This window comes from Streptomyces sp. NPDC104761, assembly GCF_055583445.1.
In genome coordinates this window covers 78,358-99,940 of sequence record NZ_JBVJNZ010000014.1, presented here as the reverse complement: position 1 = coordinate 99,940, position 21,583 = coordinate 78,358, and the positions used below count along the sequence as shown (strand labels likewise).

Genomic DNA, 21,583 nt, shown 5'->3' with positions numbered 1-21,583 from the left:
CGCGCTACGAGGCGATCGTTGAAGCAGGCGATGAAGAGGGCTGGGCGCATGGTGCTTCGTGACCGGCCGGGGAGCCGATGACGGTCAGGCCGTAGGTCCGCAGTGCGGTTCCGGTGACGACCTCACGGCGTTCGGTGAGGTGGAGTGCGGCCGCCAACTCCCTTGCTGTGGCAACTACTTCGGCGTAGGTGGCGGCCGGTCGACAGACGGGCCAGCCGGAGCCGAACATGAGCCACCGCGGGCCGAAGGCATCCAGCACCGGTCCAGTAGATCCGCCAGGATGACTGCGCTGCCCCGGCGGGGTGCCATCGCCACCCCCTCGGCCCCTTCGTCGGTGCCTATGCGCAGCACCGCGGCCTCGCCGTCCGGCGGGCTGCCCTGCAGACCGTCACGCCAGACGAACGGCGGACTGACTCCTGGAACGCGGACGGAACAGCTCTCCGCATCGGCCATGCGCACGGTGTTCGCAACGGCAGCTGCTGCTGCGAAATTCTCGTGTAACGTAAGTCGTCATACGAATGCTGTCAAGGTGTTCGGAGCAGTAGAATCGGCGATCGTCCACAGCGGAGAGGGGGCCATATGGCGAAGAGCGGTCGAAGCGGCGTCGAGGATCCGTCGGCCCTGAAGCCCTGGCCCAGGCGCCCGGCGCGACTGGCCCATGCGGTGGTGGAGTCCCTCACCGACAGCATCGTCTCGGGTGCCATCCCGTCGGGCTCCACCTTGCCGGTCGAACCCGAACTGTGCGAGACGTTCGGCGTCAGCCGCATCACGATCCGTGAGGCGGTCAAGTCGCTGGAGGCCAAGGGGCTGGTTCGGGCCCGGCAGGGTTCCGGCACCACGGTCACCCAGGCCGAGGAGTGGAATCTCCTGGATCCTGTCGTGCTGGCGGCCACCGTCCAGCACGACGACGAACTCGTCGTGCTGGACCAGCTCGTCGGCGTACGTTCGGCCCTTGAAGCACAGATGGTGGCCCAGGCCGCCGAGCTCGCCACCGATGACGATCTCCGGGAGGTCGAGAGGCTGCTCGGCCGCCTCGACGAGGAGATTGCCACTCCCGCCCGGTTCATCGAGACCGATGTGCTCTTCCATGACCGGATCATGCAGGCGTCCCGGAACAGGCTGGGGCGTTCCATCATCCGGACCGTCCACACCCAGGCCCGCAGTACGTTCCTGTACAACGGCACTCCTGACAGCCACTCCTGTGAGCAGGCGAACGCCGAGCACCGCCGGGTCGCCGAGCGGCTTCTGGCCCGCGACCCCCAGGGTGCGGCGCAGGCCATGACGGCCCATATCGAAGCCGCCTGGAGCCGCCGCCGTATCCCGCACCCCGGTCTCACCGCCGGTTGAGCGCATCCCGCGCCCTTGCGTGCGCCAGGAACCCGCCCTCGAGCCTTCAGGCCCGGGGGCGGGTTTCTTTCGAGGTGCAGATCTATTTCCGCGGCACGTCTTGACGGCATACGTATGACGACTTACGTTACGTCGCCGTATCACCTCCGCAATCACCGCAGGGCCGCACCCCCATGAGTCAGGTCTGTCATCCCATGAGTGGGATGCCGCCCCCGCGCGTGCCCTCTCGCACCATCGGAAGGTGTCAGATGCGCCCAACTCGCTTCCGCCCCGCCGTGCGTGACCGGCTCAGACCATGTCTGGCCGCACTCGCGCTCCTCACCGCCTCTGCCGGGGCCGTCGTCGCCCAGGCCGTCCCCACGTTCGCCGCCACTTCCGCGACACTCCACGTGTCGCCCAACGGCACCGGTACCGCCTGCTCGACCAGCCAGCCGTGCTCCCTCACCCAGGCCAGGACCAACGTCCGGGCCATGAACAGCTCCATGACGGGCGACATCGTCGTGGAGGTCGCCGACGGCACGTACCGGCTGACGGACCCCCTCACCTTCACCGCGGCGGACTCCGGCACCGGCGGCCACTCGGTGATCTGGAAGGCCGTGCCGGGCGCACGCCCGGTCATCACCGGCGCGCAGCGGGCCACGGGCTGGACGCTGCACGACTCGGCGAAGAACATCTGGCAGGCCAGCGTCGGGACCGGGTTCGACACCCGGCAGCTGTACGTCGACGGCGACCTGGCGACCAGGGCACGCTCCTCGATCAACCGCTCCGACCTGACCGCGACCACCAGCGGCTACACCTTCACCAACACCGCGCTGAACCACCTCAACAACCTGGCCGCCCCGAGCCGCACCGAGATCCACGGCATCGGCTCCTTCACCGACCGCTACGCCCCGGTGTCCGGCATCGGCAACGGCACCATCACCATGGAACAGCCGGCCTGGGACGACAACACCTTCGGCTACGACACCCTGACCCAGCCCTTCCGGTCGGGGCCGCTCTACCTCGAGAACGCCTACGAATTCCTCGACGCGGCCGGGGAGTGGTACCTCGACACCGGCACCGGCACCCTGTACTACAAGCCGCTCGCCGGGCAGAACATGAGCACCGCGGACGTCGAGGTGCCGAAGCTGCAGTCGCTCATCGACATCGGGGGCAGCTACGCCTCTCCCGCCACCCACATCACGTTTGCGGGTCTGCAGTTCTCGGGCACCAGCTGGCTGGGCCCCAACACCACCGGCTACGCCAGCCAGCAGACCGGCGCGTACCTCAGCGGTACCTGGGACCGTCCCTCCGACGCGTTGACCTCCTGCCAGGGCGGCTGCCCGCTGTTCGAGGCGACGCGTCCGCACTGGGACCAGATGCCGGCTGCCGTCCAGGTGTCGGCCGCCGACCACATCACCTTCACCGGCGACCGGTTCACCCAGCTCGGCCAGGTGAGCCTCGGCATCGGCCAGGACGCCGACGCCCACGCCACCGGGGTCGGCCTCGGTGCCGACACCGTCACCGCCACCGGCAACGTCTTCACCCAGGACGCCGGCGGCGGCATCGTCGTCGGCGGGGTCCAGGCGGACGCGCATCACCCCAGTGACAGCCGGATGACCAACAAGAACATCACCCTGAGCGACAACGTCATTCACGACGTGGCGCTCGACTACCGGGACATGTCGGCCATCCTCGCCACCTACGTCAACGGCGCCACGGTGTCGCACAACGAGGTGTACAACCTCCCCTACTCGGGGCTCACCATCGGTTACGGCTGGGGCGTCAACGACCCGGGCGGCAGCCAGGACTACGTGAACCGCGGTCTGTACAGCTACCAGCCCGTCTACCAGACCCCCACCACCGCCGCGAACAACCACATCACCGACAACTACATCCACGACGTCATGCAGCAGATGAACGACGGCGGCTGCATGTACACCCTGTCGGCGTCGCCCGGCAGCACCTTCGAACGCAACTACTGCCACACCAACAACAACTACTTCGGCTTCTACCACGACGAGGGATCCAGGGACTTCACGGACACCAACAACGTCTTCCGTAACACGGGCCGGTGGTCCCACCAGAACGGCACCTCCACCAACAACACCGGTGCCCTCACCCTCCAGGACAACTGGACGACCACGTCCTCGACCGACATCTTCAACGGTGGCCGCGGTGATGTGGTGAGCGGCACGGTGGTCGTCACCGACGGCAACTGGCCCTCCGGCGCCCGCACGGTCATGGACAACGCGGGCGTCGAACCCCTCTACCGGCCCCTGACCACCGACCCCGTCACGGCCCCCTACCGCGGCTACTCCTCCACTCCGGCCCTGACCGGCCAGAGCGGCGGCCGCTTCACCGTCACCGACGCGGGAGCCGACATCTGGGGCGCGGGCGGACAGCACGACGACGCCTACGGCACCGCCTACCTGGCGAACTCCGCTGTCGCCGGCACCTCCGTGACCGCGCGGGTCGACAACGTCGACAACACCAACGGCTGGGCCAAGGCGGGCGTCGTCCTGCGCAACAGCCTCACCGGCAACGGCTCCTCCCCGGGATACGCGGTCGTCGCGGCGACCCCGGGCCACGGCGTGTGCTTCCAGTGGGACTCCACCGCGGACGGCTACCTGGATCAGATGTCGTGTACGTCCTCGACGGTCAAGGCGCCCGTGTGGGTGCGGCTCACCCGCACGGCCACCCAGGTGTCCGCCCTGTATTCCACCGACGGATCCAGCTTCACGCAGATCGGCTCGGCGGTCACCCTGCCGTCCATGGCCGCCACCCAGGACGCCGGTGTCATCCACAGCGCCCACAGCACCACCGTCGGCAGCGCGGCCTTCAGCAACCTGCGGATCGTCACCTCGCCCTTCAAGGCCTACGGCTCCATCCCCGCCGCAGTGGGCCAGAGCCAGGGAGTGACCTCCCTGACCAACGCGGGCATCGACACATGGGCCACGAGCTCGCAACACGACGACGACTACTCCGCGGCCTACCAGTCGGGCGCGGCGGGAACGTCGTCGACCGTCACCGTCCATGTCGACAGCCAGGACAACACCAATGCCTGGGGCAAGGCCGGCCTGATGCTGCGCAACGACATCACCGGCAGCGGTTCCTCCACCGGATACCTGGTCCTCGTCGCCACGCCGGGCGAGGGTGTCACGTTGTCGTCGGACTCCGACAGTGACGGCTACCTCGACTCCAACACCACCAAGACCGGCAGTGCCGCCATCGCCCCGGTCTGGCTCCGTCTGGTCAGGAACGGTGACTCGGTCACCGGCTCCTACTCCGCCGACGGCACCACCTGGACCACGGTGGGCACCGCGACGCTGACCGGTGCCGACAGCACCGAGGACGCGGGGGTGTTCTTCACTGCTCACGGCGCAGCGCCCGGCACCGCGAAGTTCAGCCAGTTCTCCGTGAGTTGACGAAGCAGTTCGGGGCACTGGCGCCTGACGAACTGGCGGGCGCGGCCACGCACGGCGCCGAGCCCGGCCGGAAACCGGCCCCCGTTCGCTATGCCTGTGCGGTGTTTGACCGCAGGTGCTCGCGAAGCCAGTGCTCCGTGTTGCTGACGTGCAGCAGGGCCGCGGCCTGGCTCACCGCGGCGTCGCGGGTGCGGAGGGCGTTGTAGATCGCCTCGTGCTCGGCGAGAGTCCGCCCGGCGGACTGGTCGTCCAACCGGCCCCGCCAGATCCGGGCGCCCAGGGTACGGCCCGAGATGCCCTCGAGCAGGGTGAGCAGGCTCTCGTTGCCGGTGGCCGCCACGACCGAGCGGTGGAAGGCCGCGTCATGGACGTTGAGCCGCTCCACGTCGTCGCACGCCTCCCGCATCGCATCCAAGTGGCCCTTGACCTCGGCCAGTTGGTCGTCGGTGATCCGGGCGGCGGCCAGTCCGGTGGCGAGCGGTTCGAGCAGCCGCCGGACCTCCATGAGATCCAGCAGGGCGCCCGTGTCGCTCTGGAGGAGCTCCACGGCGCCACCGAGTCCCTCCAGCAGCAGGCTGGGCTGGAGACTGGTCACGTAGGTGCCGTCGCCTCTTCGTACCTCGAGCACCCGGGCCACGGCCAGTGCCTTGACCGCCTCGCGGGCGAGGTTGCGGGAGAGGCCCAGCTGCGCGGCGAGCTCCGGCTCCGGGGGCAGCTTCGCGCCCGGCGGCAGTGCGCCGGAGCGGATGAGCTCACGGATCTGCCCGATGGCCCTGTCTGTCAGGGACAACGTGAGCTCCTTCCGTGAGCGCGCGCTGTGGTCCGGTGCGCGAGTGACCGGGGCGGCGCGTCGAGTGCGGCGCCGATCATACCGGGGAGGCCACCGAGGGGCCGCCGTCGGCGTGTGCCGCCGCCACGTGGTGCGTGCCGGGACGTCGGTGAGGCCCTTTCCGGCCCGGAAACATTGTATGTTTGCCGGTGAATAAATGGGAGTAAACGGCTTATATCGGTACAAAATCCAAAGTGAAGAACCGTTTTCATCCCTGCACGCCTGTTGACATGGCGAGGACACATGGCGGACCTTCTTCCGTAACAACCGGCGCAACGGGTGGTGACTGTCGCGCCGGGTCCCCACCTTCCGTCTGCCTCCGTCCGACACAGGGATGCCCCATGCCCAGTTCGATCAACAGACGTCAGTTCCTCGCCGGCGCCACCTGCGTGGCCGCGGCGGCCGTCGCGGGGGGAGTGTTCGGTGCCGGCAGCGCGCAGGCCGCTCCCAGCACCTACACCCCCTCCTGGGGTTCGGTGAACCAACACCCGCCCGCCCCGGAGTGGTTCCAGGACGCCAAGTTCGGCATCTACTTCCACTGGGGCGTCTTCAGCGTCCCCGCGTACGACAGCGAGTGGTACCCCCGCAACATGTACATCGCCGGGAGCAACGCCAACACGCACCACATCGCGACCTATGGCGACCCCTCGGTGTGGCCGTACCACAACTTCATCAACGGAGCGAACGACAAGTCGGGCCACTTCACCCAGTTCGCACCCAAACTCAAGTCCGCCGGCGGGAACTTCGACCCCGACGAGTGGGCCCAGCTGTTCGTCGACGCCGGGGCGAAGTTCGCGGGACCCGTCGCGGAGCACCACGACGGATTCTCCATGTGGGACTCCCAGGTCAACGAGTGGAACTCGGTCGCCAAGGGCCCCAAGCTCGACCTGCTGAAGCTGTTCACCACGGCGATCCGGGCCAAGAACCTGAAGCTGCTGGTGGCGATGCACCACGCGTACAACTTCAACGGGTACTACGACCACGTGCCCGCCCAGACCGACCCCAGCCTGAAGAAGCTCTACGGACAGCTGGGCTCCACCGCCGAGAACCAGCTCTGGTACGACAAACTCAAGGAAGTCATCGACCGCGCCCAACCGGACATCCTCTGGGAGGACTTCGACCTGACCAAGGTCGACGAGACGCAGCGCCTGAACTTCCTGTCGTACTACTACAACCAGGCCAACTCCTGGGGCAAAGAGGTCGTCGCCACCTACAAGGACGGCTTCAACGGCCACGGCGAGGTCTTCGACTACGAGCGCGGCGGCCCGGCCGACCTGACCGCGCCCTACTGGCTCACCGACGACAGCATCTCCAGCTCCAGCTGGTGCTACACGCAGGGCATCGGCTACTACAGCACCCAGCAGATGCTGCATTCGCTCATCGACCGGGTCAGCAAGAACGGCAACATGCTGCTGAACATCGCGCCGATGGCCGACGGCACGATCCCCCAGGGGCAGAAGGACGTGCTGCTCGGCATCGGCGACTACCTGAAGCGCTTCGGGGAGTCGATGTACGCGACCCGGGCCTGGACGCAGTACGGCGAGGGCCCCACCCGGATGGGCGGCGGCTCGTTCACCGCCCCCCTCGTCGGCACCGCACAGGACATCCGCTTCACCCGCAGCAAGGGCAACACGGTGCTGTACGCCACCGTGCTGGGCTGGCCCGGCAGTTCACTGAAGATCAAGACCCTGAGCTCTGACCGCATCAGCCTCTCCTCGCTCACCTCGGTGAAGCTGCTGGACTCGACCGCCGGCACCTACATCAACCTCGCCGCGCCGACGCAGGACTCCACCGGGCTCACCGTCACGCTGCCCTCCTCGGCGCCGTTCACCGCGGGCGCCTACGTCCTCAAGCTCAGCTTCTCCGGCCCGATCCCCCCGCTGCGGCCGGCGGTCGGTGCCGTGGTCCACCAGGACGTCAACTACTCCGCGAACTACGCGGTGCTCGATCCCGGCACCTACACGGCCGACCAGCTGCAGCTGGCCGGGGTGGACCCCCAGAGCATCTCCTCCCTCAGACTGGCCGCCGGCAACCAGATCGTCGCCTACAGCGGTGACAACTTCACCGGCACCTCCTGGACCTTCACCGCCGACAACCCCGACCTCAGGGCCACCGGCCAGAACGACCAGATCACGTCCCTGAAGGTGCAGTTCGATCCGGCCACCTACTTCCGCATCACCAACGTCACCGACGGCCTGGCCCTGGACAGCGGGGGAAACGTCGCATCGGGATCCAACCTCAAGCAGTACACCTGGGACGGCAGCCCCAACCTGCAGTGGCAGCTCGTGGAGGTCGGCGGCGGCTACTACAAGCTGGTCAACCGCACCAACGGCATGGTCGCCGACGGCTGGGGCGCCACGTCCAACGGCTCCCCGGCCCAGCAAGCGGCGTGGAACGGCGGCAACAACCAGCAGTGGACGGTCACCCACCGCGGCGAGGGCATGTGCACCATCGCCAACCGGGCCACCGGCCTCGTCCTGGACGGCGGCGGGAACGTGGCCTCCGGCTCCGTCACCAAGCAGTGGGGCTACGGCAGCAGCACCAATCTGCTGTGGACCCTTACCGCCCAGTGACACGGGCGTGAAGGCGGCGAACCGGGGGACTGCCCGGACGGTTCACCGTCCGGGCAGTCCCTCTTCCACCGTTGCGGCGGCGCGGACGCCGCGGCCTCATTCGAGGGATCCCGTCACCGGCAAGGCCTCCGTGGACTTCAGGTGCTCCCGCAGCCACTGCTCGGTGTTGTTGACGTGCACCAGGGCCGCGGCATGGCACAGCACGGCGTCACGGGTGGCCAGTGCGGCGTAGATCGCCTCGTGTTCCGCCAGCGTACGGGCCGCCACCCGGGTGTCCACCAGACCACGCCAGATCCGGGCCCGCAGGGTGCGGCCCGAGATGCCCTCCAGCAGGGTGATCAGCGTTTCGTTGCCGGTGACGTCCACGATGGCGCGGTGGAACGCCACATCGTGCGCGTTGAGACGCTCGACGTCGTCGCGCGCCTCGCGCATGGCGTCCAAGTGCCGCTTCACCTCCGCCAGACTTTCGTCCGACAGCCGGGCGACGGCCAGGGCGGTGGCGGCGGGCTCGAGCAGACGCCGCACCTCCATGAGGTCCAGTACGGCACCGGGATCGCCCTGGAGCAGTTCCACCGCGCCCCCGAGGCCCTCGAGCAGCAGGCTCGGCTGCAGACTGGTGACATATGTGCCGTCGCCCCGTCTGATCTCCAGCACGCGTGCCACGGACAGCGCCTTCACCGCCTCGCGCGCGAGGTTGCGGGAGAGCCCGAGCTGGGCGGCCAGTTCGGGCTCGGGGGGCAGCTTCGCGCCCGGAGGCAGCACCCCGGAGGCGATGAGCTGGCGGATCTGGGCGATCGCTTTGTCGGTCAGGGACACGGCTGGCTCCGCTCGTCGGGCGCGAAGGGGGTCTCGGCGCGAAGGAGCCCTTGGCCGCGCAGGTCGTGCCAGAGCTCCCTGGGGATGAACTGTTGGTGCAGCCCCACGTTGCGCCGGACCTGTCCGGGGTCGCGCATGCCGAGCGTGACGTTGATGACGCTGGGATGAGTGAGGGGGAAGGCGATGGCGGCGGCGGGCAGGGTGGTGCCGTGGGCCTGGCAGACGTCGGCGATGGCACGGGCGCGGTCGACGAGTGCGGGCGGGGCGGCCTGGTAGTCGTACTTCATGCCTTCGGAGGGCCGGTCCCGCGCGAGCAGGCCGGAGTTGAAGACGCCGACGGCGACGACGGCCTTGCCCTGTTCCTGTGCGGCGGGCAGGACGTCGTCCAGGGCCGACTGGTCGAGGAGGGTGTAACGGCCGGCGAGCATCACCACGTCGGCGGCGGTCTCGCGCAGGAAGCGGGCGAGCAGGGCGGACTGGTTCATGCCGGCGCCGATGGCTCCGATGACACCCTGGTCGCGCAGTTCGGCGAGGGTGGGCATGGCCTGGTCGGCGGCTTGTTGCCAGTGGTCGTCGGGGTCGTGGAGGTAGACGACGTCGAGGCGGTCCAGGCCGGTGCGCTCCAGCGTCTCCTCGATGGAGCGCAGTACGCCGTCGCGGCTGAAGTCCCACTGCCGGCGCAGGTCGTCGCGGACCACGAAACCCTCGGTGTCGACGCCTGTCGGGTGGTCGTTGGGGACGAGGAGGCGGCCGACCTTGGAGGAGATGACGTACTGCTCGCGTGGCCGGCCGCGCAGGGCGGCGCCCAGGCGGCGCTCGGAGAGGCCGAGGCCGTAGTGAGGGGCCGTGTCGTAGTAGCGGATGCCCGCGTCCCAGGCGGTGTCGACGGCGGCCGCCGCGTCCTCGGCTCTGGTGGTCCGGTAGAGGTTGCCGATGACGGAGGCGCCGAAGCCGAGCTCGGTGACCTGGACGGCGGTGCTGGGGATCGTACGGCGGTGCAAGGGTGCTCCCGGGAGGGGTGGTTCAGCGTCGGACGTGTGCCGTGGCGCCCGCGAGGAGCGCCTCGACCTCGGCGAGGGTGGCCATGGAGACGTCACCGGGCGTGGTCATGGTGAGGGCGCCGTGCGCGGTGCCGTAGGCCAGGGCGCGCTCCAGGCCCGCACCGGTGAGCAGGCCGTAGACGAGTCCCGCGGCGAAGCCGTCGCCGGAGCCGATGCGGTCCAGGACGTGCAGTCCGGGCAAGCGGGGGCCGCTGACCAGACCGGTCTCGGGTGACCAGGCGAGCGAGGACCAGTCGTTGACCCCGGCCGAGGGCACCGCGCGCAGAGTCGTCGCCAGCACGCTCGCCTGCGGCAGCAGGGACGCGACCGCGGTGAGCGCGTTGGGCACCTCGTCGTCGGTCAGCCGCACGGCGCCCGGATGCGGGCCCGCGAGTCCCAGGGCACCCACGACGACATCCGCGTGCCGGGCCAGGCGCAGGTCGGTCTCGCGGGCGCGTTCGGCGCCGCCCCGGCCGTCCCAGAGGCTGGGCCGGTAGTTGGGGTCGTAGGAGACGGTGACACCGTGGCGGCGGGCGGCCGCCATGGCCTCGTCGGCGACGTCGGCGGTGGTGTCGGACAGCCCGGCGAAGATGCCGCCGGTGTGGAACCAGCGCACTCCGGCCGAGAACACCGCGTCCCAGTCGACGTCCCCCTTCCGCAGCTGGGAGACGGCCGTGTTCGCCCGGTCGCTCACGCCCAGCGCCCCGCGGATGCCGAAGCCCCGCTCGACGAAGTTCAGGCCGTTGCGGGCCGTGCGCCCCGTGCCGTCCGCCGCGGCCCAGCGGATGTGCGACGTGTCGACGCCGCCCTGCAGGATCAGGTCCTCCACGAGCCGGCCGACCGCGTTGTCGGCGAGGGCGGTGACGACGGCGGTGCGCAGGCCGAAGCAGCGGCGCAGTCCGCGTACGACGTTGTACTCGCCGCCGCCCTCCCACACCTGGAAGGTGCGGGCGGTGCGGATTCTGCCCTCGCCGGGGTCGAAGCGCAGCATGACCTCGCCCAGGGCGATCACGTCGGTCACGGTGCCGTCCTCTCCACCGCCTCGGCGGTCAGCCGGCGGATCTCGTCGTACTGCGCGCGTTCGAGGTGGCCGGGGGTGGCGATCCAGCTGCCGCCCACGGCGAGGACCGACGGATGGGCGAGATAGCCGGGCAGCTGGTCGAGTCCGATGCCGCCGGTCGGGACGAAGCGCGCCTGCGGAAACGGCGCCGCGAGTGCGCGGAGCATGCCTGTGCCGCCGAGCGGTTCGGCGGGGAACAGCTTGACCGTGTCGAGGCCCGCCTTCAACGCGCGCATCAACTCGCTCGCCGTCGCCACGCCCGGCACGACCGGCACCCCCAACTCGCTTGCTCTTTGGATGACTTCGTCGTCGAGTCCGGGCGAGACGAGGAACTGGGCCCCGGCCGCCACGGCCCGCTCCGCCTGCTCGGCCGTGAGCACGGTGCCGGCTCCGACGGTCAGAGCACCATGCCCCGCCATCGCCTTCACGACCCGCTCGGCGTCCGGCGTGCGGAAGGTGACCTCCGCGCAGCGGGCGCCGCCCGCCGCGAGTGCGTCGGCCAGGGGGCCGGCACTCGCGACGGACGCCACGGTGAGCACGGGCAGGAGCCGCGCCCCCGCCAGTACGGAGGCCAGGCCGGCGGTCATCGGCCGAGCCATCCGCCGTCGACGGGCAGGGTGGTGCCGTGGACGTAGTCGGAGGCAGGGGAGGCGAGGAAGACGGCGGCGCCGGCGAGGTCGTCGGCGGTGCCCCAGCGTCCGGCGGGGATGCGCTCCAGGATGGCCCTGCTGCGGGCCGGATCGTCCTGGAGGGCCTGGGTGTTGTCGGTGGCGATGTAGCCGGGGGCGATCGCGTTGACGTTGACGCCGTGCGGCGCCCACTCGTTGGCCAGGGCCTTGGTCAGTCCGGCGATGCCGTGCTTGGCGGCGGTGTAGCCGGGGACGGTGATGCCGCCCTGGTAGCTGAGCAGGGAGGCGGTGAAGACGACCTTGCCGTGCCCGCGGGCCACCATGGTGGCGCCCACGGCCCGGGTGAGCGCGAACTGCGCGGTGAGGTTGACCTGCAGCACCAACTCCCAGTCCGCGTCGCTGTGCTGGGCGGCCGGCGTGCGGCGGATGGTGCCGGCGTTGTTGATGAGGATGTCCACCGGGCGCTCGCGTCCGGCGAGGTTCTCGCCCAGGGCGCGTACGGCGGCGGGGTCGGCGAAGTCGGTGCGGATCGCCTCGAACGAGCGCCCGGCGGCCAGCACCTCCTTCTCCACCTGGCTGCCGGACTCCTCCAGGTGGGCGCTGACACCGATGATGTCGGCACCGGCCCGGGCGAGGGCGCGGGCCATCGCCTGACCGATGCCGCGGCGGGCGCCGGTGACGACGGCGAGCTTCCCGGTGAGGTCGAAGATGCTCATACGGCGGCTCCCTGGGTGCCGTCGGTGCAGTCCACGAGGATCTTCATCACGTCTCCGCCGCTCTCCAGCGCTTCGAAGGCGGCCGGTGCCTCGGTCAGCGGCACGATCTTGGTGATCAGGCGCTGGGCGGGGATCGTGCCGTCGGCGACCAGGGCGACGGCCCGCTCGAAGTCGCCGCGGTCGTACAACCGGGCCCCGACGAGGGTGAGTTCACGCCAGAAGAAGCGGTGCAGGTTGATCTCGCGGGGCCGTGGGTGGATGGCGACCAGGCACAGCCGGCCGCGCACGCCGAGGACGTCGACGGCGGTGTCCACACCGGCCGCCGCGCCGGAGACCTCGAAGGCGACGTCCGCTCCCGCCTCGCCCGTCCACCGCTGGACGAGTGCGGTGATGTCGGTGGCGGCGGGGTCCCAGGTGCTCAGGCCCAACTCCTCGGCGAGCAGCCTGCGGTGGGCGTTGAGTTCGACCACGCGTACCTCGGCGCCGGCGGCACGGGCGACCAGGGCGATGAGGATGCCGACGGGTCCGCCGCCGACCACGACGACCTTCTCGCCGTCCTTCACCGCCGCCCGGCCCACGTCGTGCACCGCGACCGCGGTCGGTTCGACGAGCGCGGCCCGGTCCAGGGGCAGGGTGGCGGGCAGCCGTATGAGGGTGGAGGCGGGCACCGTCCAGCGCTGCTGCATGGCGCCGGGGGAGTCGATGCCGATGAAGTCCAGGTGCTGGCAGACGTGCTGGTGACCGGCGCGGCAGGCGGGGCAGATGCCGTCCCAGCGCAGCGGCATCACGGTCACCGCGTCCCCGGGCCGCCAGCCCTCCACGCCGGGCCCGACGCGGACGATCCGGCCCGCCATCTCGTGTCCCAGGACGGCGGGCGCGGCGACCCGGGCATCCATGTCGCCGTGGAAGATGTGCAGGTCGGTGCCGCAGATGCCGACGTAGGCGGGGGCGAGTTCCACCTCGCCGGGGCCGGGCTCGGAGCCGGCGGCGGGCGCGGTGTCCAGGGTGCGGGCGGAGGTGTAGCGGACGGCGAGAGTCATCGTGGGGTCAGGGTCCCTTCCGCGCGGACGCCGATGGTCAGCAGCAGGTTGGCGTAGGTACGGGTGTCGCCGGTGACGACGGCGAGGGCCAGGTCGGGGGAGCGGGCGGCGTCGTAGAACGCGAAGCGGCCGAGTGCGTCGACGGGCACCGGCGCCAGTCGGGAGCGGTACTCGGCGATGGCCGCCGGCTCCGGCTCGCCCTCGGGCGGCACCATCACCTGCGCCGACTCCACGGGCAGGGCGCGCAGCAGCACGTCCAGGACGGTGGTGACGTCGAGAATGCCTGGTGCCAGGTTGAGGTGGACGGTTCTGGCTCGTTCGCCGACGGCGGTGCTGGCGGGGTAGTGGCCGTCGGCGAGCAGGACACGGGCACCGTGCCCGGCTCCGGCCAGTGCTTCGAGGATGCCGGGGTGCAGCAGTTCGGTCAGCAGCACGCAGTCCTCTCCTTACTTCTGGGTCTCGTGGTCGGACACGCGGTAGAAGGCGGTCGCCGTCTCGCAGAGCACCGCGTGCCTCTCCTGCGGCGAGCAGTCGTCCAGCAGGTGCTCGACGGTGGCCGCCCAGCGGGACCAGCCTCCGGCGAGCACGCAGACGGGCCAGTCGGAGCCGAACATCAGCCGCCCGGGACCGAAGGCGGTCAGCAGGACGTCCCAGACGGGGCGGATGTCGTCGGTCGTCCAGGTGCGGTGGTCCGCCTCGGTGATCAGTCCGGAGACCTTGCACCGCACCTGCGGGTGGCCCGCCAGCACGCGCACCTCGCGCACCCAGTCGGAGAACGCGGGCTGCCCTATGGGCGGTTTGCCCGCGTGGTCCAGCACGAGCGGGAGGTCCGGGAAGCGCTGGGCGAGGCGGATCGCCTGGTCGAACTGGTGGCTGCGGATGAGCACGTCGTAGCCGAGGCCCCGGTGCTGTACGGCGCGCAGGCCCCGCTCGACGGACGGCTGCTGCAGCCACTCCGGGTCGGACTCGCCCTGCACCAGGTGGCGCATGGCCCGCAGATACCCGCCCCCTGGCTTGGAGCGCAGTTCGTCGAGTACGTCGCCGACCGCGGGCGAGGTCAGGTCCGCCCAGCCGACCACCGCGCCGACCAGCGGGTCCCGGGCGGCGAGGTCGAGCAGCTCCGCCGTCTCCGGCACGGAGGCGACGCACTGCACGACCACCGTGCTCGTCAGCCGGCGTCCCGCCAGGGGCCGGTCGGCGGCCCGGCGCAGGTCCTCGATGCCGTGGCTGCGGCGGATCGGCTCGAGGCCGGGCTCGTCGAGCCAGGGCTGGGGCCGGCGGTCCAGGTCCCACACGTGGTGGTGGGCGTCGACCAGGGGCAGCGACTCAGACACGGGCGGACCAGACCGGGCCGTCGGGGTAGCTGTACTCCTTGAGGGAGGCGGGGTGCATCTGCGCGCTCAGTCCGGGCAGCGTCGGCGCGAGGTAGTGGCCGCCGACGATGCGGACCGGGTCGACGAAGTGCTCGTGCAGGTGGTCGACGTACTCGATGACCCGGTCCTCCGTGGTGCCGGAGACGGCGACGTAGTCGAACATCGACAGGTGCTGCACCATCTCGCACAGGCCGACGCCGCCGGCGTGCGGGCAGACGGGCACGCCGAACTTCGCGGCCAGCAGCAGGATGGCGATGTTCTCGTTGACGCCGCCGACGCGGGCGGAGTCGATCTGGACGATGTCGACCGCGCCGGCCTGCAGCATCTGCTTGAACACGACACGGTTGGCGACGTGTTCGCCGGTGGCGACCTTGATGGGGCTCAGCGCCCTGCGGACGGCGGCGTGGCCGAGGATGTCGTCGGGGGAGGTGGGCTCCTCGATCCAGTACGGGTCGTAGGGGGCCAAGGCGCGCATCCAGTCGATGGCGGGCTGGACGTCCCATCGCTGGTTGGCGTCGACGGCGATGCGGATGTCCGGGCCGACGGTCTCGCGGGCGGTGCGCAGGCGCCGTATGTCGTCCTGCAGGTCGGCGCCCACCTTCAGCTTGATCTGGGTGAAGCCGTCCGCGACGGCCTCGCGGGCGAGGCGGGCCAGCTTCTCGTCGGAGTAGCCGAGCCAGCCCGGGGTGGTGGTGTAGGCGGGGTAGCCCTGGTCGAGGAGGTGGGCGATGCGCCGCTCACGGCCGGGCTCGGCCCGGCGCAGGATCTTCAGCGCCTCCTCCGGTGTGAGGGCGTCGGACAGCCAGCGGAAGTCGACCTGCGCGACCAGTTCCTCCGGCGACATCTCGCCCAGAAGACGCCACACGGGCTTGCCCGCCCGCTTGGCTGCCAGGTCCCAGGCGGCGTTGACGACCGCGCCGGTCGCCATGTGGATGGCGCCCTTCTCCGGGCCCAGCCAGCGCAGTTGGGGGTCGTGGACCAGGGAGCGGGAGAAGGCGCCGAGGTCGGAGCAGACCTGCTCCACGGACAGGCCCACCACGTGCGGGGCGAGGGTGGCGATGGCGGCGGCCTGGGCGTCGTTGCCGCGTCCGGTGGTGAAGGCCAGGGCGTGGCCCTCCAGCCCGTCGCCCGCGTCGGTGCGCAGAACCACGTAGGCGGCGGAGTAGTCGGGCTCGGGGTTCATGGCGTCCGAGCCGTCGAGGTGTTCGGAGGTCGGGAACCGCACGTCCAGGACGTCCAGGGCGATGATGCGGGCTGACGGGGGCACGGGGGAGGACATGGCGGCAACTCCTGTGAGGGGCAGGGGAGATGGTTCTCCCTGCGACGAGACGTGAACGCGGCGGAGGCGGGGCGGCCGGTGGGCCGCGCGGGTCACTCCTGGACCTTGCCGCCGGTGATACGGGAGATGGCGAGCGCGACCAGGATGATCAGGCCGTTGAGGGCGCCGATCCACTGGGCCGGGACACCGGCCAGCGTCAGCACGTTCTGGATCATGAAGAGCAGCAGGATGCCGCAGAACGCGCCGAACATGGTGCCCCTGCCGCCGTTGAGGCTGATGCCCCCGATGACGGCGGCGGCGAAGACGGTGAAGATGTAGCCGTTGCCCTGCGCGGAGGCGACCGAGGCCAGGCGTCCGGAGAGCATCAGCCCGGCGAGGGCGGCGAGCACGCTGCCGGTGACGATGACGATCCACAGCACCCGGTCGGTGCGGATGCCCGCCGCCTTCGCCGCGTCGACGTTGCCCCCGATGGCGTACAGGGAGCGGCCGAAGCTGGTCCAGCCGAGCACCACGATGGCGACGGCGAACAGGGCCAGGCAGATCCAGATCGAGGCGGGCATGCCGAACCATTCGGCGGTGCCGGTGTAGAGCATCGACTGCGGCAGCTGGAAGAAGGTTTGACCGCCGGAGATGCCGGTGAGGATGCCGCGCAGCACGATCAGCATGCCGAGCGTGACGATGAAGCCGTTGAGGCCGAAGCGGATGATGAGCAGTGAGTTGATCACACCCACGAGCGCGCCCACGGCGAGAGTGATGGGGACCGCCCAGGCGCCCGGGAGCAGACCGAGTCCGTGTCCGGCCCCGGCCGGGACGACCAGCCAGGCCGCGACGCCCGGCGCCAGACCCATCGTGGACTCCAGGGAGAGGTCCATCTTCTTGACGATCAGGATCATCGTCTGGGCGAGGACCAGCAGGGCCATCTCGGACATGGTCTGCAGGACGTTGATGAGGTTGTCGGCCTGCAGGAAGACCGGGTTGACGATCTGGCCGACGATCGCGATGACGACGATCGCCGGAACGAGCGCCAGATCGCGCAGCCGGGCCAGGGGGATCCGGCCGCCGAGCAGCGCGGTGCGCTTCCGCCCGGCGTCGACGGACTGGGCGGCGGCGTCCGCGAGGACGGTTTCAGGCATCGAGGTCCACTCCTTCCATCGCGGCCACGAGGTCGTGGTCGTGCCAGCCGCGGGGTATCTCGGTCGTGACCCGGCCCTGGAACATCACCAGGATCCGGTCGCACATGCGCAGGTCGTCCAGCTCGTCGGAGGCGATGAGCACGCCGGTGCCGGACTCGGCGGTCTCCTCGACCTTGCCGAGGAGGAACTCCTTGGAGCGCACGTCCACGCCGGCGGTCGGGTTGATCAGGACCAGCAGCCGGGGGTCGTCGGCCAGGGCGCGCGCCATGACGACCTTCTGCTGGTTGCCGCCGGACAGGGCGGAGACGGGCAGCTCCGGTCCGGGGGTCTTGATCGCCAGGTTCTCGATCATGCCCTCGGCCAGCCGGTCGCGCCGTCCGCGGCTGAGGAAGCCGTTCCTGCCGAGCCGCCTGGGCACGGACAGGGTCGCGTTGTCGGCGATCGACATGTCCGGCACGAAGCCCTGGTGGTGCCGGTCCTGCGGCACGAACCCGGCGCCGGCCGCGAGCGCGGCCGGCACGCTGCCCGGCCGGGGCCGGCGCCCGGCGATCTCCAGCTCCCCGGTCGCCGCGGCCCGCAGTCCTACGACGGTCTCCGCGACCTCCGTGCGTCCACTGGCGGCGGCACCCGCCAGGCCGACGATCTCCCCGGCGCCCACCCGGAAAGTGACGTCGGTGTAGGTGTCGTCGCTGCCCAGGCCCTGCACGGTCAGTGCGGGCACGGTGCTCTCGTCCAGGCTGCCGGTGCGCTCCTGGCGCCGGTCGGCCGCTGCCTCGCCGGTCATGGCGGCTACCAGCTCGGTACGGGGCAGTTCGGCGACCGGCGCGGTCACGATGTGGCGGGCATCGCGGAACACCGTCACCATGTCGCAGATCTCGTAGACCTCCTGCAGGTGATGACTGATGAACAGGAAGGTCACGCCCTGGCGTTGCAGGTCGCGGATGCGGTCGAAGAGCCGGTTGATCGCCGCCGCGTCGAGCTGCGCGGTCGGCTCGTCGAGGATGATGAACCGGGCCCCGAAGGACAGCGCCCGGGCGATCTCGACGAACTGCCGCTGCTCGACGCTGAGATCGCCGGCCGGGGACTGCGGGTCGACGTCCACCGACCAGGCCGACAGCAGCTCCTGGGCCCGGTGGCGTACGCCGGTCCAGCTGATGAGCCGGTGCGGGCCGTGGTGGTGCCGGTTCAGGAAGAGGTTCTCGGCGACGGTCAGCGTGGGGATGATCGTCGACTTCTGGTAGACGCAGGCGACGCGCCGGCGCCAGGCGTCGCGGTCACTGAGCCGCGGTGCGGGGTCGCCGCCGAAGGTGACCGTCCCCTCGTCGGGGGCGTGCAGGCCCGTCAGGACGGACACGAGGGTCGACTTGCCGGCTCCGTTGCGGCCGACGAGTGCGTGGGTCTCGCCGGGCCGGATGGTGATCCGGGCGCCGTTCAGGGCCACCGTGGGGCCGAATCGTTTGACTATGCCCGTCGCCTCGACGACGGGCGGGGCCGTGGAGGCCCGCCCGTCGTCCGCCGGGGCGGGCGCGGGGGTGACAGTACGCTCCCCGTCGCTCATCTCAACCGCCTTGTTCTGGATAGCCGTTGGGTCCCTGACCGGGCAGGTCAGCCGAGGTGGTTGCCCCACAGCGACGTGTCGTCGCTCTTGACACTGGGAACGCCGCCGTAGGTCCCGCCGTCGGCGGTGACCAGGGGAGCGGAGAGCTGGTCCTCCAGCAGACCGTCGCGGACCTGGATGATCGTGCTGTCGTGGTCCGTCTTGCCCGGCTTGAACGTCTTCCCGTCGATCGCGGCCTTGAGGTAGTACAGGGCGTACTTGGCGTACAGGTCGGCGGGCTGGGAGACGGTGGCGTCGATCTTGCCCGCGGCGATGTCCTTGAGCTCCTCGGGGATGCCGTCGTTGGACACGATGAACACGTGCTTCTTGTCCTTCGGATCCACCAGCAGGCCCTTCTGCTTGAGCACCTGCAGCGTGCCGGACAGGCCGAAACTGGACTCCATGTAGACGCCCTTGATGTCCGGGTTGGCGGTGAGGTCCGTCTGCAGTTTCTGTGCGGCGACCGCGCCGTCCCAGTTCGTGGCCTCGCCGAACACCTTGATGCCGGGGTAGTTCTTCTTCATGCAGTCGTTGAACGCCTCGGTGCGGTCACGGCCGTTGATCGAGTCGAGGCCGCCCTCCAGCATGACGACCTTGCCCTTGCCGCCGAGCTTCGTGCCGAGGAACTGGCAGGCCTTCTCGCCGTAGGCGCGGTTGTCGGCCCGCACCACCATGAACACCTTGCCGGTGTCGGGGCGGGTGTCGACGGTGACGACGGGGATCTTCTTCGCCTCCAGCTGGGCCAGGGTCGGCGCGATGGCGGCGGTGTCCTGCGGCGCCATCGCGATGCCCTTGACGCCCTGGCTGATGAACGTCTGCGCGTTGGCGGTGAGCTTGGCGACGTCGTTCTGAGAGTTCGTGGTCTTCAGGGACAGGCCGAGCTGCTTCGCGGAGTCGGGCGTGTACTTGATGTAGGAGTTCCAGAAGTCGGTGTCGGACCGGGGGTAGTCGACGCCCACGAGCGGCTTGTCGCTCGACGAGGCGGAGGTGCCGGAGCCGCTGCTGCACGCGCTGAGCAGCGTCAGCGCACAGACGACGGACGCGGTGGAGCCGAGTGCGGTTCTGATTCTCATGGGTACTTCCTCGCGCTGGTCCCGTAGCGGGGTTGTTACACCGATGCGACGGTTGGGTGTCGCTGACAGAGAGATGGGATGTTTATAGGGGGGGCGCGAGGGGGCTGTCTAGAGGTCGGGAGCAAGGTGCCGAAGAATTCCGCCAGAACACGCGATTGGAGGGTCACGTCATGGGATGTCGATGACGGATCCATCCCATCAATGTTGTGAACCTGTGATGGGATGTCTCTTGCGCTGGATGGCTCGTGGCTGCGCCGGTGCGCGTCGGCGGTGCGACACCCGTGTTCGCTGGTCACGAGAGGTGACGGCGCCTGGGCCCGGGGTGGTGCATCGCTCCGCCGTCAGTGCTCGCTGAAGAAGACCTCCTTGGCCTCGCGCAGCGCGTAGTGGACCAGCACGTAGCCGGTGGCCGGGTCGGCCCACCAGAGGCCGGCCAGGGAGTTCAGCAGGAGGCCGAACAGCACCGCGCAGGCCAGCACGCCGTCGATCAGGGTCACCCGCCCCTCGGTCTTCAGCACGGGATTGTCCAGCGCGGTGCCGGTGCGCGCCTTGCCGGCGGCGAGCGCGAACATCACCGCAGCCGTCACCGCGGTCCAGCCGATGCCCAGAGGCGAGTGGTGGGGGCGGAAGCCGGAGGCCAGCACCCATGTGGACTGCACCAGCAGGTACACCGCCAGGAGCGCGAAGCCGACGCCGATCAGCCTGAGCGCACGGCGCCGGCGGTCCTCGCCGGTGCCGGACAGTTCCCAGATCACCACGGTGGAGGCGCCGATCTCGATCAGGGAGTCCAGCCCGAACCCGGCCAGCGCCACGGACCGGGCGGAGAGCGCGGCGACGGCGAGCACCACGATGCCGATCACGTTCCAGCCCAGGGTGACGTACTCCAGGGCCAGGCCGCGGCGGACAAGCGCCCGGCAGGCGGCGTCATCAGTGCTGTCCACCGCGAGATCCTCCCAGACCCGCCCGCCGGACGCGAAGACGCCTCAGCCGCACAGCCACCCCACCCTCGCCTCGGACGGACTCGAACTGCGGCCGAGGCGGTGCCCCACGGTCGGTGATCACTGGGGGCTCGGGGATCCGGCTGCGGCTGTGCCGGTCGAAGGGGTCGTCAATGTGCGCGCGGAGTCTGCCGGGAGATCGCCGGTGCATCCCCGGACGAGGATCGGTCCGGCGACGTTGCGCTGTTGGATTTCGGTGTGCCAGGAGGCGTGGCGTCGGTACGGCGGGTCACTCCCGACGGGGTGGTACGGCCTCGGACGCGTCGGTGCGTGCGGTATACCGGCGGATCGCCTGATGGAGCTCGCCGAGTTCGTCCTGCGGCAGGTGGCCGCCCTGGGCGAAGGCGAGGACGTGCTCGGCCACGGTGCGCAGCTTGGTGTTGGTGCGCTGCGATACGTCCCGCAGGACCCGCCACGCCTCCTCGACCGGCAACCGGCCCATGGCGCAGACGGCGCCGATGGCCTGGTCGACGACGGCATGGGAGGAGACCGCCTGCCGGAGCTGTGCGCACTCCGCTTCCAGACGTTCGTTCTCCAGCACCAGCGCGGTGACGGACCGGAGTATCAGGGGCTGCGAACGGGAGATCGCAAAGAAGGTCATTGTCCGCCAATGGAAGAGGGTCGCGTCACGGCACTACGTTGTCATATGACAACTTCCCTCGTAAGCGCCGAG

General features: G+C 70.2%; 18 protein-coding genes and 1 pseudogene. 3 read left to right on the top strand and 16 right to left on the bottom strand.

What is annotated here, in order from left to right; all coding sequences use genetic code 11:
* Nucleotides 1–4: 4 nt before the first annotated feature.
* Nucleotides 5–259: pseudogene (locus ACZ63F_RS32330) on the bottom strand (amidohydrolase family protein); the annotation flags it as partial.
* Nucleotides 260–579: 320 nt separating this feature from the next.
* Between ACZ63F_RS32330 and ACZ63F_RS32325 the strand changes: the two are divergent.
* Nucleotides 580–1,347, top strand: coding sequence for a FadR/GntR family transcriptional regulator (locus ACZ63F_RS32325; protein ID WP_469716436.1), 768 nt, complete (start codon nucleotides 580–582; stop codon nucleotides 1,345–1,347).
* Nucleotides 1,348–1,595: 248 nt separating this feature from the next.
* The gene (locus tag ACZ63F_RS32320; RefSeq protein ID WP_469716435.1) at nucleotides 1,596–4,754 is read left to right on the top strand and encodes a DUF1349 domain-containing protein; all 3,159 of its coding nucleotides are present in this window, start codon (nucleotides 1,596–1,598) and stop codon (nucleotides 4,752–4,754) included.
* A gap of 88 nt (nucleotides 4,755–4,842) precedes the next feature.
* Here ACZ63F_RS32320 and ACZ63F_RS32315 read toward each other — a convergent pair whose 3' ends face one another.
* Nucleotides 4,843–5,544 (bottom strand): FadR/GntR family transcriptional regulator, encoded by a 702-nt coding sequence (locus ACZ63F_RS32315; RefSeq protein WP_469716433.1) that lies wholly within the window; start codon nucleotides 5,542–5,544, stop codon nucleotides 4,843–4,845.
* A gap of 380 nt (nucleotides 5,545–5,924) precedes the next feature.
* Here ACZ63F_RS32315 and ACZ63F_RS32310 point away from each other — a divergent pair, with 380 nt between their 5' ends.
* On the top strand, nucleotides 5,925–8,156 hold the full coding sequence (locus ACZ63F_RS32310) for an alpha-L-fucosidase (RefSeq protein WP_469716430.1): 2,232 nt from the start codon (nucleotides 5,925–5,927) through the stop codon (nucleotides 8,154–8,156).
* A gap of 96 nt (nucleotides 8,157–8,252) precedes the next feature.
* Here the strand turns inward: ACZ63F_RS32310 and ACZ63F_RS32305 are convergent, their stop codons facing one another.
* From ACZ63F_RS32305 to ACZ63F_RS32240, 14 genes are all read right to left on the bottom strand, one after another.
* Entirely contained in the window at nucleotides 8,253–8,972 is a 720-nt protein-coding gene (locus tag ACZ63F_RS32305; RefSeq protein ID WP_469716427.1) for a FadR/GntR family transcriptional regulator, read from the bottom strand.
* Nucleotides 8,963–9,973, bottom strand: a complete 1,011-nt coding sequence (locus ACZ63F_RS32300; RefSeq protein WP_469716424.1) for an aldo/keto reductase — start codon at nucleotides 9,971–9,973, stop codon at nucleotides 8,963–8,965. Before ACZ63F_RS32300 ends, ACZ63F_RS32305 begins: the two co-directional genes overlap by 10 nt.
* 22 nt (nucleotides 9,974–9,995) lie before the next feature.
* Nucleotides 9,996–11,033, bottom strand: a complete 1,038-nt coding sequence (locus ACZ63F_RS32295) for a sugar kinase (RefSeq protein WP_469716422.1) — start codon at nucleotides 11,031–11,033, stop codon at nucleotides 9,996–9,998.
* Entirely contained in the window at nucleotides 11,030–11,659 is a 630-nt protein-coding gene (locus ACZ63F_RS32290) for a bifunctional 4-hydroxy-2-oxoglutarate aldolase/2-dehydro-3-deoxy-phosphogluconate aldolase (RefSeq protein ID WP_469716420.1), read from the bottom strand. The genes ACZ63F_RS32295 and ACZ63F_RS32290 overlap by 4 nt, the downstream gene beginning before the upstream one ends.
* Entirely contained in the window at nucleotides 11,656–12,417 is a 762-nt protein-coding gene (locus tag ACZ63F_RS32285) for an SDR family oxidoreductase (protein WP_469716418.1), read from the bottom strand. Before ACZ63F_RS32285 ends, ACZ63F_RS32290 begins: the two co-directional genes overlap by 4 nt.
* On the bottom strand, nucleotides 12,414–13,457 hold the full coding sequence (locus ACZ63F_RS32280; protein ID WP_469716416.1) for a zinc-dependent alcohol dehydrogenase: 1,044 nt from the start codon (nucleotides 13,455–13,457) through the stop codon (nucleotides 12,414–12,416). Before ACZ63F_RS32280 ends, ACZ63F_RS32285 begins: the two co-directional genes overlap by 4 nt.
* Nucleotides 13,454–13,891 (bottom strand): RbsD/FucU family protein, encoded by a 438-nt coding sequence (locus ACZ63F_RS32275; RefSeq protein ID WP_469716414.1) that lies wholly within the window; start codon nucleotides 13,889–13,891, stop codon nucleotides 13,454–13,456. Before ACZ63F_RS32275 ends, ACZ63F_RS32280 begins: the two co-directional genes overlap by 4 nt.
* Nucleotides 13,892–13,903: 12 nt before the next feature.
* The gene (locus ACZ63F_RS32270; RefSeq protein ID WP_469716412.1) at nucleotides 13,904–14,791 is read right to left on the bottom strand and encodes an amidohydrolase family protein; all 888 of its coding nucleotides are present in this window, start codon (nucleotides 14,789–14,791) and stop codon (nucleotides 13,904–13,906) included.
* Nucleotides 14,784–16,109, bottom strand: coding sequence for an L-fuconate dehydratase (locus ACZ63F_RS32265; RefSeq protein WP_469716410.1), 1,326 nt, complete (start codon nucleotides 16,107–16,109; stop codon nucleotides 14,784–14,786). The genes ACZ63F_RS32270 and ACZ63F_RS32265 overlap by 8 nt, the downstream gene beginning before the upstream one ends.
* A gap of 92 nt (nucleotides 16,110–16,201) precedes the next feature.
* Nucleotides 16,202–17,242 (bottom strand): ABC transporter permease, encoded by a 1,041-nt coding sequence (locus tag ACZ63F_RS32260; protein WP_469716408.1) that lies wholly within the window; start codon nucleotides 17,240–17,242, stop codon nucleotides 16,202–16,204.
* The gene (locus ACZ63F_RS32255) at nucleotides 17,235–18,800 is read right to left on the bottom strand and encodes a sugar ABC transporter ATP-binding protein (protein WP_469716406.1); all 1,566 of its coding nucleotides are present in this window, start codon (nucleotides 18,798–18,800) and stop codon (nucleotides 17,235–17,237) included. The genes ACZ63F_RS32260 and ACZ63F_RS32255 overlap by 8 nt, the downstream gene beginning before the upstream one ends.
* A 47-nt stretch (nucleotides 18,801–18,847) precedes the next feature.
* The gene (locus ACZ63F_RS32250) at nucleotides 18,848–19,912 is read right to left on the bottom strand and encodes a sugar ABC transporter substrate-binding protein (protein ID WP_352357113.1); all 1,065 of its coding nucleotides are present in this window, start codon (nucleotides 19,910–19,912) and stop codon (nucleotides 18,848–18,850) included.
* Between the two features lie 341 nt (nucleotides 19,913–20,253).
* Nucleotides 20,254–20,853: a cation diffusion facilitator family transporter gene (locus tag ACZ63F_RS32245; protein WP_469716404.1), complete on the bottom strand. Its 600-nt coding sequence runs from the start codon at nucleotides 20,851–20,853 to the stop codon at nucleotides 20,254–20,256.
* A gap of 286 nt (nucleotides 20,854–21,139) precedes the next feature.
* On the bottom strand, nucleotides 21,140–21,511 hold the full coding sequence (locus ACZ63F_RS32240) for an ANTAR domain-containing protein (protein WP_469716402.1): 372 nt from the start codon (nucleotides 21,509–21,511) through the stop codon (nucleotides 21,140–21,142).
* Nucleotides 21,512–21,583: the final 72 nt, after the last annotated feature.

Excerpts from the sequence above, each read along its gene's own strand:
- ACZ63F_RS32325 (WP_469716436.1), top strand. The coding sequence starts at position 580 with ATGGCGAAGAGCGGTCGAAGCGGCGTCGAGGATCCGTCGGCCCTGAAG.
- ACZ63F_RS32320 (WP_469716435.1), top strand. The coding sequence starts at position 1,596 with ATGCGCCCAACTCGCTTCCGCCCCGCCGTGCGTGACCGGCTCAGACCA.
- ACZ63F_RS32310 (WP_469716430.1), top strand. The coding sequence starts at position 5,925 with ATGCCCAGTTCGATCAACAGACGTCAGTTCCTCGCCGGCGCCACCTGC.
- ACZ63F_RS32290 (WP_469716420.1), bottom strand. The coding sequence starts at position 11,659 with ATGACCGCCGGCCTGGCCTCCGTACTGGCGGGGGCGCGGCTCCTGCCC.
- ACZ63F_RS32285 (WP_469716418.1), bottom strand. The coding sequence starts at position 12,417 with ATGAGCATCTTCGACCTCACCGGGAAGCTCGCCGTCGTCACCGGCGCC.
- ACZ63F_RS32280 (WP_469716416.1), bottom strand. The coding sequence starts at position 13,457 with ATGACTCTCGCCGTCCGCTACACCTCCGCCCGCACCCTGGACACCGCG.
- ACZ63F_RS32265 (WP_469716410.1), bottom strand. The coding sequence starts at position 16,109 with ATGTCCTCCCCCGTGCCCCCGTCAGCCCGCATCATCGCCCTGGACGTC.
- ACZ63F_RS32260 (WP_469716408.1), bottom strand. The coding sequence starts at position 17,242 with ATGCCTGAAACCGTCCTCGCGGACGCCGCCGCCCAGTCCGTCGACGCC.
- ACZ63F_RS32255 (WP_469716406.1), bottom strand. The coding sequence starts at position 18,800 with ATGAGCGACGGGGAGCGTACTGTCACCCCCGCGCCCGCCCCGGCGGAC.
- ACZ63F_RS32250 (WP_352357113.1), bottom strand. The coding sequence starts at position 19,912 with ATGAGAATCAGAACCGCACTCGGCTCCACCGCGTCCGTCGTCTGTGCG.
- ACZ63F_RS32240 (WP_469716402.1), bottom strand. The coding sequence starts at position 21,511 with ATGACCTTCTTTGCGATCTCCCGTTCGCAGCCCCTGATACTCCGGTCC.